This is a genomic window from Streptomyces sp. NPDC048255 (assembly GCF_040652415.1).
GTDB lineage: Bacteria > Actinomycetota > Actinomycetes > Streptomycetales > Streptomycetaceae > Streptomyces.
Map to the genome: position 1 here is coordinate 1 of NZ_JBEZMA010000105.1, position 12730 is coordinate 12730.

At 71.5% G+C, this 12730-nt stretch carries 4 protein-coding genes; all 4 read left to right on the forward strand.

Annotated elements, in window-relative coordinates:
- Positions 1 to 3945 (forward strand): amino acid adenylation domain-containing protein (locus tag AB0D94_RS36875; protein WP_362062019.1); only part of this gene is annotated, 3945 nt, incomplete at its 5' end.
- Positions 3942 to 10988, forward strand: a complete 7047-nt coding sequence (locus AB0D94_RS36880) for an amino acid adenylation domain-containing protein (protein ID WP_362062022.1) — start codon at positions 3942 to 3944, stop codon at positions 10986 to 10988. The genes AB0D94_RS36875 and AB0D94_RS36880, both read left to right, overlap by 4 nt.
- Positions 10989 to 11043: 55 nt before the next feature.
- Entirely contained in the window at positions 11044 to 11262 is a 219-nt protein-coding gene (locus AB0D94_RS36885) for an MbtH family protein (protein WP_362062025.1), read from the forward strand.
- A gap of 92 nt (positions 11263 to 11354) precedes the next feature.
- Positions 11355 to 12730: condensation domain-containing protein (locus AB0D94_RS36890; protein ID WP_362062028.1), on the forward strand; the 1376-nt coding region annotated here is incomplete at its 3' end.

Sequence of the window (12730 nt, forward strand, 5' to 3'; positions counted from 1 at the left end):
TTCATGGTGGTCCAGGCCGGCCTGACCGCGCTGCTGTCGCGGCTGGGTGCGGGTGAGGACATCGTGCTGGGGACGCCGGTGGCGGGGCGGACCGACGAGGCCCTGGACGATCTGGTGGGCTTCTTCGTCAACACGCTCGTGCTGCGGACGGACGTGTCGGGGGACCCGACGTTCCGTGAACTGGTCGCGCGGGTCCGAGAGGCGGACCTGGCTGCGTACGCGCATCAGGACGTGCCCTTCGAGCGGCTGGTGGAGGTGCTCAACCCCGAGCGCTCCCTGGCCCGCCACCCGCTCTTCCAGGTCATGCTCATCCTCCAGAACAACGCCGAGCCCGAGACCGACCTGCCGGGCGTCACCTCCGCCGAAGAGCCGGTCGCCATCGCGTCCAGCAAGTTCGACCTCTCCTTCGAGCTGGCCGAGCGCTTCGACGGCGACGGCGCCCCCGACGGCATCGAGGGCTACCTCCGTTACAGCTCCGACCTGTTCGACCCCGAGACGGCCGAGGGACTGCTGGCCCGGTTCGTCCGCGTCATGAACTCCGCGGCCTCCGACCCCGAGCAGGCCATCGGCCGCATCGAGGTCCTCGACGACGCGGAGCGCCACCGTGTCCTGGTCGAGTGGAACGACACCGAGCGCGAGGTCCCGCAGCTGCTGATGCCCGAGCTGTTCGAGGCGCAGGCGGCGCGCACGCCCGACAGCACCGCACTGGTGCACGAGCGTGAGTCGCTCACGTACGCCCAGCTCGACGCCCGCGCCAACCGCCTCGCCCGCCACCTCATCGCCCGGGGCGCGGGCCCCGAGCAGCTGGTGGCCATCGCACTGCCCCGGTCCGTGGACCAGATCACCGCGGTGCTCGCGGTGCTCAAGTGCGGCGCCGCTTATGTGCCGATCGACCCGGAGTACCCGGCCGAGCGCATCCAGTTCATGATCGAGGACGCCGGCCCCGCCCTCCTGCTCACCGACGGTGCCACCGCGCCCGGACTTCCGTCCGGCGCGGTACCGCAGCTGGTCCTCGACCAGGAGGACACGGCCGCCGCCGTCGCGGCGCAGTCCGCTGACTCCCCCACGGACGGCGACCGGCGGGTGCCGCTGCGCCCCTCCCACCCGGCCTACGTGATCTACACGTCCGGCTCCACCGGAACGCCCAAGGGCGTCGTGGTCGAGCACCGCTCCGTCGCCGACTACCTGGCGTGGACCGGTGCCTCCTACCCGAGCGCGCAGGGCGCCGCGATCCTGCACTCCACGCTCTCCTTCGACCTCACCGTCACGGCGCTGTTCACGCCGCTGGTGGTCGGCGGCACCGTCCACCTGACGGCGCTGGAGGAGGACGCCGGGACGGCGGTGCTGGACGGTCTGCGGGGTGCGCCCTGCACCTTCCTCAAGGCGACCCCCAGCCACCTGCCGCTCCTGGGCTCCCTGCCTGACGCCTTCTCCCCGGCCGGTGAACTGCTTCTCGGTGGCGAAGCCCTGTTCGGCGACATGGTCACCGAGTGGCGCGCCCAGCACCCCCTGGCCACCGTGCTCAACGTGTACGGGCCCACCGAAGCCACCGTCAACTGCGCCGAGTTCAGGATCGAGCCGGGCGCGGAGGTCCCGTCCGGGCCCGTCCCGATCGGCCGTCCGCAGGGCAACGCCCGGCTGTACGTCCTCGACGCCGGTCTGAGCCCGACCGCCCCCGGTGTCGCGGGCGAGCTGTACATCGCCGGCGCCGGCATCGCCCGCGGGTACCTCAACCGGCGCTCGCTGACCGCCGAACGCTTCGTCGCCGACCCGTACGGGCCGTCCGGCGCGCGGATGTACCGTACGGGCGACCTGGCGCGCTGGCGGGCTGACGGCAACCTCGAGTACCTCGGCCGGGTGGACGACCAGGTCAAGGTGCGGGGCTACCGCATCGAACTCGGTGAGATCGAGTCCGCGCTCGTCAGCCAGGACTCCGTCGCCCAGGCCGCGGTGGTGGTCCGCGAGGACGCTCCCGGCGACCGGAAGATCATCGGTTACGTGGTGGCGGCCAGTGGCGGCAAGCCCGGCCCGGCCGCGCTGCGCAAGAGCCTCGCGGAGCGCCTGCCCGAGTACATGGTGCCGGCGGCCGTGGTGGTCCTGGACGCACTGCCGCTCACCGCGCACGGCAAGCTGGACCGCAAGGCGCTGCCCGCACCCGACTACGGCAGCGAGGGCGCCAAGCGCGCGGCGCGCACACCGGCCGAAGAGATCCTGTGCGGGCTGTTCCAGGAGCTGCTGGGCGTGCCGGAGGTCGGTATCGACGACAGCTTCTTCGATCTCGGCGGCGACAGCATCGTCTCCATCCAGCTCGTCAGCCGCGCCCGCAAGGCGGGTCTGGCCGTCACCCCGCGCGCCGTCTTCCAGCACAAGACCGTCGAGGCGCTGGCCGCCGCGGCGGGCGGCGTGAAGGCTCCCAAGGTGGAGGGCGCGGACACCGGCACCGGCAAGATGCCGCTGCTGCCGGTCATGCACCGTCTGCGGGAGCGGGGCGGTCCGATCGGCCGGTACAGCCAGTCCAAGGTGCTGAGAGTCCCCGCGGACCTCGGCCTGGAGCGGCTGACGGACGCGCTCCAGGCGGTGTTCGACCACCACGACGCGCTGCGCATGTCCCTCAAGCGCGCCGTGAACGGTGGCGAATGGGAGCTGGAGATCCGCGAGCGCGGGGCCGTACGGGCCGCCGACTGCGTCGAGCGGGTCGACGTCAGCGGCCTCGAAGGGGACGCGCTGAACACGGTCCGCAAGCAGCGCTCCGACGCCGCGTGGGACCGCATCTCGCCCGAGCAGGGCGCCATGTTCCAGGCGGTCTGGTACGACGCCGGCCCCGGACGGTCGGGAGAGCTCCTCATGGTGCAGCACCACCTCGTGGTGGACGGCGTGTCCTGGCGGATCCTGGAAACGGACCTCGCCGCGGCCTGGCAGGCTCTGGCCGACGGCAAGCAGCCGGCCCTGGAGCCGGTGGGCACCTCCTTCAAGCGCTGGGCCGAGCACCTTCAGGAAGCCGCGTACACCGCCGAGCGGACCCAGCAGCTCGCCCTGTGGAACGACCTGCTCGACATCCCGGACGAGCTGCTCACCGAGCGGCCGCTGGACCCCACGCAGGACGTGATGGCGACCCTGCGCCTGGTCAGGCAGGAACTCTCGGCGGAGTGCACCACCGCCCTGCTCACCACTGTTCCGGCCGCCTTCAACGCCGGTGTCAACGACGTACTGCTGACCACGCTGGCGCTGGCCGTCGCCGACTGGCGGCGCCGCCGGGGCGGCGGTGAGGACAACGCGGTCCTGGTGGACCTCGAAGGGCACGGCCGCGAGGAGTTCGTCGACGGGGTCGACCTCTCCCGCACGATCGGCTGGTTCACCAACGTCTACCCGGTCCGGCTGGACCCGGGAGAGGTGGACTGGGCACAGGTGTGGGCCGGCGGCCCGGCCATCGGTGCGGCCCTGAGCACCGTCAAGGCACAGCTCGCGGAGCTGCCGGACAACGGCATGGGCTTCGGTCTGCTGCGCTACGTCAACGCGGACACCTCGAGCGCCCTGGCCGAACACCTGCCCCGGCAGATCGGTTTCAACTACCTGGGCCGCTTCGCGCCGGCCGACCTCTCGGTCGCGGGCGACTGGTCCCCGGCCACCGATCAGATCGCCGGTCTGCTGGACGAGGACGCACCGATCGCGCATGCCCTCTCGGTCAACGCGCTCACCGAGGACCACCGGTCGGGCCCGCGCCTCACCGCCGTCTGGTCGTGGCCGAGCGCGCTCTTCACCGAGGGCGAGGTGCGCGAGATCAGCGAGAACTGGGCACGGGCGCTCGACGCGCTGGTGAAGCACGTGGCCCAGGGCGGCGGGGGCGGCACCGTCCCGTCGGACCTCTCCCTGGTCAGCCTCACCCAGGCACAGATAGACGAGCTGGAAGACGAGCTGGACGAGGACGACGAGGAGTGGTCGGAATGAAGCAGTCCCGCATCGAAGACGTCCTGCCGCTGGGCCCGCTCCAGGAAGGCCTGCTCTTCCACGCGCAGTACGACACGCAGGGCCTCGACCTCTACACCGTGCAGAGCGTCTTCCACCTGGGCGCCGACTTCGACCCCGCCGCCATGCGGCTGGCGGCCAAAGCCCTCCAGCAGCGGCACGCCGTGCTGCGCGCCGGATTCCGCCAGCAGGGGGAGCGCCCCGTGCAGGTCATCCGGCGCGAGGTGCCGCTGCGCTGGCAGGAGGAGGACCTCAGCGCGCTGGCCCCCGACGAGCGTGACGCCGCAGTGCAGCGCCTCCTCGACGAGGACCGGGCCCGCAGGTTCGACATGGCCCGCCCGCCCCTGATGCGGTTCATCCACGTCAAGCTCGGCGAGGACCAGCACCAGCTGGTGATGACCCGGCACCACATCCTGACGGACGGCTGGTCCTCACCGATCCTGATCGGTGAACTGTTCGCGCTGTACGCCGGCCGTGGCGACGCTTCGGCGCTGCCGCCGGTCACGCCGTACCGCGAGTACCTGCTGTGGCTCTCCAAGCAGGACCGGCCGGCCGCCGAGCGGGTGTGGCGCACGGTACTGGAAGGGGTGACCGCGCCGACGCTGCTCGTACCGGATGCCCCGAGCCAGGTGAAGGTGGCGCCCGAGAACATCATGGGGTCCCTGTCCGAGGAGCTCACGGCTTCCCTCTCGCGGCTGGCGCGCAGCCGCGACTGGACGATGAACACCCTGGTCCAGGGAGCCTGGGGGCTGTTGCTCGGCGCCCTGACCGGCCGCGGCGACGTCACGTTCGGCACCACGGTCTCGGGCCGGCCCCCGGAGATACCCGGCATCGAGTCGATGGTCGGCCTGTTCATCAACACCCTGCCGGTCCGGGTGCGCCTGGACCCGGCCGAGTCGCTGGGCGGCATCATCTCCCGGCTCCAGGAACAGCAGATCGAGGTGATGGACCACCAGTTCCTGAGTCTCACCGACATACAGAGCGCGGTCGGCCTCGGCAACCTCTTCGACACCGCCACCGTCTTCGAGAACCAGTTCGTGGACACCGAGACCCTGGAGTCCTCCACCACCGGGGCGCAGGTCTCCGGGGGCTCCGGCCGTGACGCCACCCACTATCCGCTGGCGCTCGCCGCCGGCCCGGGCCGCGAGCTCATGCTGAAACTCGCCTACCGGCCCGACCTCATCGACCGCGTGACCGCCGAGGGCTACCTGGCCCAGCTGGTCCGGATCTTCGAGACCATCGCCGCCGACCCCGAACTGCCCGTGGGCCGCGTCGACCTCCTGGACCCCGCGGTACGGCAGCAGGTCCTGGCCGAGTGGAACGACACGGCTCGGGACGTCCCCGCGCAGACGCTGCCGCAGCTGTTCGAAGCGCAGGCCGCCCGGACCCCGGACGCCGTCGCGGTGATCCAGGGCGACGAGCAGCTCTCGTACGCGGAACTCAACGCCCGGGCCAACCGGATGGCCCGCTACCTGATCGGCCACGGGGTCGGCCCCGAGCAGCTGGTGGCGCTGTCGCTGCCGCGCTCGGTGGACTGGATCACTGCCGTGCTGGGTGCGTGGAAGGCGGGGGCCGCCTACCTCCCGGTCGACCGGCAGTACCCGGCCGACCGAGTGGCGTACATGATGGAGGATTCCGCGCCGGCCCTGACGCTTTCCGCGCCGGTGCCGGAAGGGGAACTCGCCGCCTTCACCACGGGGAACGTCACCGACGGGGAACGCGTCGCACCGCTGGACGTCGGTCACCCCGCCTACGTGATCTACACCTCCGGCTCCACCGGACGTCCCAAGGGCGTCGTGATGCCGCACCGGAGCGCGGCGAGCATGGCCGCCACGCACATCGACACGCTCGGCGTCGGTCCGCGCAGCCGCGTCTTCCAGGCGGTCTCCACGAACTTCGACCCGTCCGTGGGAGACGTGCTGATGGCGCTGCTCTCCGGCGCGGCGCTGGTGCTCCCGCCCGGTCAGCTGGTCGGCGACGAACTCGCCGCGGCACTGGAGGAGCAGGCCGCCACCCACGTCATGATGTCCGCCTCGGTGCTGGCCACGCTGCCCGCGGTCGGCCTGCCACTGCTGGAGACCGTCGTCACGGGCGGCGAGGTCTGCCCGCCCGAGGTGATCGCGCGCTGGGATGCCGGGCGTCGCCTGATCAACGCGTACGGACCGACCGAGGCCGCAGTGGTCTCGACGTTCAGCGCACCGCTGACAGCCGACGGCGGTGTTCCGCCGATCGGCGCGCCGGTCGCCAACACCCGCGCCTATGTACTGGACTCCGCGCTGCGGCCGGTGGCCCCCGGCGTTCCCGGCGACCTCTACCTCGCCGGCGGACAACTGGCGCGGGGATACCTGCGTCGTGCCGGCCTGACGGCCGAGCGGTTCGTGGCCGACCCGTTCGGGGAGCCCGGGGCGCGCATGTACGCCACGGGTGACCTGGCTCGATGGCGGGCGGACGGGGTTCTGGAGTTCGTCGGGCGTTCGGACGAGCAGGTCAAGATCCGTGGGTTCCGCATCGAGCTGGGGGAGGTCGAGGCGGTCCTCTCGGCCCTGCCCGGTGTCGCCCAGGCGACCGTCACGGTGCGGGAGGACCGCCCGGGAGACAAGCGGCTGGTGGGCTACGCGGTGCCCGTCGAAGGCCGGCAGCTCAGCGCGGCGCAGCTGCGCAGCGGCGCCGCCCTTCGGCTGCCGGACCACATGGTCCCGGGGGCGTTCGTCCTCCTGGACCGGCTGCCGCTCACCCCCAACGGCAAGCTGGACAAGAAGGCCCTGCCCGCCCCCGACCTGACGGCCCTGACCGCCGGACGCTCCGCGCAGACACCGCAGGAGGAGATCCTGTGCGGACTGTTCGCCGAGGTACTGAAGCTGCCCCGGGTCGGCGCGGAGGGCAACTTCTTCGAACTGGGCGGCCACTCGCTGCTCGCGACCCGGCTGGTGTCGCGGATCCGCTCCACGCTGGGGGCGGAGCTGGAGATCCGGGAACTCTTCGAGCACCCCACCCCCGCCGCCCTCGCCGGCCGGCTCGACACCGCGGCCGCCGCGCGCAAGGCGCTGGTCCCGCAGCCGCGCCCCGACGTGGTACCGCTGTCGTTCGCCCAGCGCCGGCAGTGGATCATCAACCGCTTCGAGGAGCACGCCGCCAGCTACAACATCCCGTTCCTGGTCCGCCTGGCCGGCGACGTGGACCGGGAAGCGCTGCGTGCCGCGCTGACCGATGTGGCCGGCCGTCACGAGACCCTGCGGACGGTGTTCCCCGAAGCGGACGGCAAGCCTCTGCGGACGCCGGTGGACCTGTCGGTCGACGGCGTCGAACTGACGGTGGTGGAGACCGACGAGGCGAGCCTGCCCGCCGCGCTGACGGCTGAGGTCTCCCGCGGGTTCGACCTGCTGACCGACCTGCCGTTCCGTGCCACGCTCTTCGAGCTGGCCGGATCCGGTGAAGTGGTGCTGTCCCTCGTGCTCCACCACGTGGCGGCGGACGGATGGTCGATGGCACCGCTGGCGCGCGACCTGTCGGTGGCCTACGCGGCCCGGCTGCGCGCGGAAGCGCCGCAGTGGACGCCGCTGCCGGTGCAGTACGCCGACTTCGCGTTGTGGCAGCAGGACGTCCTCGGCAGCGAGGACGACCCCGAGAGCGCCATCTCCCGGCAGCTCGCCTTCTGGAAGGAGACGCTCACCGGTCTGCCGGAGGAACTGCAGCTGCCGGTGGACCGCAATCGTCCGGCCATCGCGAGCTTCCGCGGCGACACCCTGGAGATCCGGCTCGACGCCGCGCTCCACCGGGAGCTCACGCTGCTGGCGCGTGGTTCGCGAGCCAGCGTCTTCATGGTCGTCCAGGCCGCGATCACCCTGCTGCTGTCGCGGCTGGGTGCGGGTGAGGACATCGTGCTGGGGACGCCGGTGGCGGGGCGGACCGATGAGGCACTGGACGATCTGGTGGGGTTCTTCGTGAACACGCTGGTGCTGCGGACGGATGTGTCGGGGGATCCGACGTTCCGTGAGCTGGTGGCGCGGGTGCGGGAGGCGGACCTTGCTGCGTACGCGCATCAGGACGTGCCGTTCGAGCGGCTGGTGGAGGTGCTCAACCCCGAGCGCTCGCTGGCCCGCCACCCGCTGTTCCAGGTCATGCTCAGCATGCAGAACAACGTCGAACCCGAAGTCGACCTGCCCGGTCTCGACGTCGTCCTGCAGCCGGTCGACACCGGCACCAGCAAGTTCGACCTCTACTTCGAGCTCGCGGAGCAGTTCGCCGCCGACGGCTCCGCCGACGGCATCGTGGGCGCCATCCGCTACGGCACCGACCTCTTCGACCGGCAGTCGGTGGCACGCCTCGGCACCCTTCTCGGCCAGCTGCTGGCAGCCGTGACCACCACCCCGGACGCGCCCTCCAGCACCATCGAGATCTTGGGCGCCGCCGAGCGCAGCCTGCTGCTGGACGAGTGGAACGACACCGCTGTCCCCGTCACCACGGGCAGCCTTCCGGAGCTCTTCGAGGCCCAGGTGCGGCGGACGCCCGAGCACACCGCCGTGGTGTCCGCCGGCACCGAGGTGACCTACGCGCAGCTCAATGCCCGCGCCAATCGCCTCGCCCGGCTGCTGATCGACGAGGGGGTGGGCCCCGAGCAGTACGTGGCCGTGGCGCTGCCCCGCACGGTGGAGCTGCTCGTCGCCGTACTCGCCGTGCTCAAGGCCGGCGCCGCCTACCTGCCGGTGGACCCGGGCTACCCGGCCGAGCGGATCCGCTTCATGCTCGCGGACGCCGCCCCCGCGGCCGTCCTGACCACCACCGACGGGGTGCCGGAGGAACTCACCGAGGCGATTCCCCGGATCCTCCTCGACGACGCGGCGGTCGGCGCCCGGACGGCAGCCCTGGCGGACACCGACCCGGACCCGTCCGAGCGGCACGCACCCCTGTACGCCGACTGCCCGGCGTACGTCATCTACACCTCCGGTTCGACGGGCACCCCCAAGGGCGTCATCACCACGCACCGCGACGTGGCGCACCTCGCCCTCGATTCGCGATGGCGGGGCGGCAACCACGACCGGGTACTGCTGCACTCGCCGCACACCTTCGACGCCTCGACCTACGAGATGTGGGTCCCGCTGCTCAACGGCGGCCAGTCGGTGATGCTGCCGCCGGGGGAGTTCGACGCCGACGTGCTGCGCGCGGCCCTGGAGGAGGGGAAGGTCAGCGCCCTGTGGCTCACCTCGGGCCTCTTCTCCCTGATGGCCAAGGAAGCGCCCGGCAGCTTCGCCCACGTACGGGAGGTCTGGGCGGGCGGCGACATCGTCTCGCCGGCCGCGGTGCGCGGCCTGCTGACGACGCACCCCCATCTCACCGTGGTCAACGGATACGGGCCGACCGAGACGACCACCTTCGCGACCAGCCACCGGATGTCCGAGCCCCCCGAGGAGGGGCATGTCCTCCCCATCGGGCGGCCCCTGGACAACACCCGGATCTACGTCCTCGACGACGCCCTGCGGCCGGTCCCGGTCGGGGTGGCGGGAGAGCTGTACATCGGGGGCGCCGGACTGGCCCGTGGCTATCTCGACCGCCGTGCCCTGACCAGCGAACGCTTCGTCGCCGACCCCTTCGGCGCGGCGGGCGCGCGGATGTACCGGACCGGGGACCGGGCCCGCTGGAACGCCCAGGGTTCCGTGGAATTCCTGGGCCGCGCCGACGACCAGGTCAAACTGCGCGGCTTCCGCATCGAGCTGGGCGAGATCGAGACCGCGCTGGCCCGGCACGCCGCCGTACACCAGGCCGTGGCGATCGTCCGTGAGGACACCCCCGGGGACCAGCGGCTGGTCGTCTACGTGACCCTGCGGCCGGAGGGCACCGCCGAGGCGGCCGAACTGCGCCAGTACGTCACCGAGTCGCTGCCGGAGTACATGGTGCCGTCCGCCGTGGTCGTCCTGGCGGAGCTGCCGCTGACGGCCAACGGAAAGGTGGACCGCAGGGCCCTGCCGCTGCCGGCGTACGGAGGCGACTCGAACCGGCGCGGGGCGAGCACGCCCCGCGAGGAGACCCTCTGCAAGCTGTTCGCCGAGGCCTTGGGCCTGCCCCAGGTCTGGATGGACGACAACTTCTTCGACCTCGGCGGACACTCGCTGCTCGCCACCGAACTGGCCGCCCGGATCCGGGTCGCGTTCGGAGTGGAGCTGACGATCAGGAGCCTCTTCGAGGCCCCGACGGTGGCCCGCCTGACCGAACGCATGGACCACGGAAGTGACGGCGACCCGCTGGAGGTCATGCTGCCGCTGCGCTCCCGAGGCGATCTGCCGCCGCTGTTCTGCGTCCACTCGGGCATGGGAGCCAGCTGGGACTACTACGGACTGCTCCGCCACATCGAGCCCGACCGTCCGGTCTACGGGCTCCAGGCGCGGGGGCTCACCCAGCGGGACAACCTGCCGCGGACGCTGGAGGAGATGGCGGACGACTACCTCGACCAGATCAAGGCGATCCAGCCCGAGGGCCCCTACCACCTGCTGGGATGGTCCTTCGGCGGCGTGGCCGCGCACGCGATGGCCACCAAGCTCCAGGCAGCGGGCGAGGAAGTCGCCCTGCTCGCCATGCTGGACTCGTACCCCGCCGAGAACGACTACGAGGCGGATCTGCGACGCGGCCTCGGCACGGAGCGCGAGTGGCTGCTCGGGCTCCTCGAGGGCGCGGGCATCACGGCGTACGAGGGGCCGGTCGACGCGGCCACCGTCGCGGTGCTGCTGCGCGAGTCGGGCATGGCCCTCGGTGCTCTCGACAAGGACCAGCTGGAGAGCATGTACGTCGCCTACAACAACATCAACACCATCTTCCGGGAGTACGTCCCCGGGGTGTACCAGGGCTCCGTCCTGTACTTCTTCGCCGCGCTCGACCGCGGCGAGATGCCCCCGGACGTCGCCTCCTGGGACCCGTACGTGACGCAGCCGCTGGACGTCGTCCACATGGACTGCAACCACGGTCAGATGACCCAGCCGGGGCCCATCGGCGAGGTCGGCCGGGCCCTGACCGCGCGCCTGCGCTCACTGCACTGAAACTCGGGCGTTCCGACCGGAACGCGTTCGCACCACACATCGGAAGGTACCCATCATGAGCAACCCGTTCGAGAACCCGGACACCTCCTACTTCGTGCTCGTCAACGACGAGGGCCAGCACTCCCTGTGGCCGGCGTTCGTCGCGATCCCGGGCGGCTGGACCGCCGTGCACGGCGAGGACAACCGGCAGGCCTGCCTGGACTACGTCAACGAGAACTGGACCGACATGCGGCCCAAGAGCCTGGCCGCGGCGATGGACCCCGCCGCTGCCTGATCCCCGGGCCCGCGGGGGGCCGGTGAACACCTCACCGGCCCCCGCTGCCCGCCGAAGTCCGCACCGCTGGATCTGACCGAGGATGAAACACCATGTCTGACCGACAGGAAGTCTGGTTCCCGCTGACGGCCGCCCAGAGCGGCATGTGGTTCGCCCAGCGTCTGGACCCGGACAACCCCATCTACAACGGCGGGCAGTACGTGGAGATCCACGGCCGGTTGGACCCTGACCGGTTCGAGGAATCGGTACGCCGCGTCGTCTCCGAGACCGAGGCGGCACGGATCCGGCTCTCCGAGGACGCGGACGGCCCCCGCCAGAGCGTCGGCCCCGACACCGACTGGGTCTTCTCCCGGCTCGACCTCACGTCCGAGCCCGACCCGGACGGCGCCGCCCAGGCCTGGATGCGTCAGGAGCTGGGCCGTCCCGTGGACCTCCTGGCCGACGTGTTGTTCGCCCACGCGCTGCTGCGCACCGGGACGGACCGGTTCATCTGGTACCACAGGTGCCACCACATCGCGCTCGACGGCTTCAGCAGCGCCCTCGTGGGCCGCCGGGTCGCCGAGGTCTACACCGCGCTCACCTCCGGCGAACCCTGTGGGGACAGCCCCTTCGGCTCCCTGCGGGACCTGGTGGACGCGGACGCCGCCTACCGCGTGTCGGACCAGCACGCGGAGGACAAGGCGCACTGGACCGAGAGCTTCGGCGACCGGCCGGTACCCGTGAGCCTGTCGGGCAGCCGGCCCGTCACCCCGCACGGGCTGCTGCGCCGTACGGCATTCCTCGACGGGTCGACCGAGCAGGCGTTGCGTGCGGCAGCCAGTGACGCGGGGGTGCCGTGGGTCGTGGCGGTGACGGCCGCCTTCGGCGCCTACCACCAGGCGCTGACCAGGGGAACGGAGACCGTCCTCGGACTGCCCGTGACCACCCGGCTCGGCCGGATGGCCCTCAGCACCCCCGGCATGGTCTCCAACGTGCTTCCGCTCCGGCTCGCGGTACGGCCCGACATGACGCTGCCCGAGCTGCTGAGCCACACCTCCCACGAGATGCGCGCCACCATGCGGCACCAGCGCTACCGCTACGAGGAGATCCGCAGGGACCTCGGACTCCTCCAGGACGACCAGCGTCTGGTCGGACCGCAGGTCAACATCATGACGTTCGGGGCCGAGCTGGCCTTCGCCGACTGCACGGCCACCGTGCACAGCCTGAACCTGGGACCGGCGGACGACCTCTCCGTGGTGGTCTATCCCCAGCCCGGGGGCCAAGGCCTCCAGATCGACTTCGAAGGCAATCCCGATCTCTACAGCGAAGAGGAACTCGCCGACCACCAGGAGCGGTTCCTGAGCTTCCTCGCCCGGCTCGTGGACATCGGCGCCGATCTTCCTGTGGGTGGGGTCGATCTGTTGGGTGGGGTGGAGCGGGAGCGGTTGTTGGTGGAGTGGAATGGGGGTGAGGATGTTGGTTTCGGGGA

Coding starts and splice junctions, on each gene's coding strand:
- AB0D94_RS36880 (WP_362062022.1), top strand. CDS start 3,942: ATGAAGCAGTCCCGCATCGAAGACGTCCTGCCGCTGGGCCCGCTCCAG.
- AB0D94_RS36885 (WP_362062025.1), top strand. CDS start 11,044: ATGAGCAACCCGTTCGAGAACCCGGACACCTCCTACTTCGTGCTCGTC.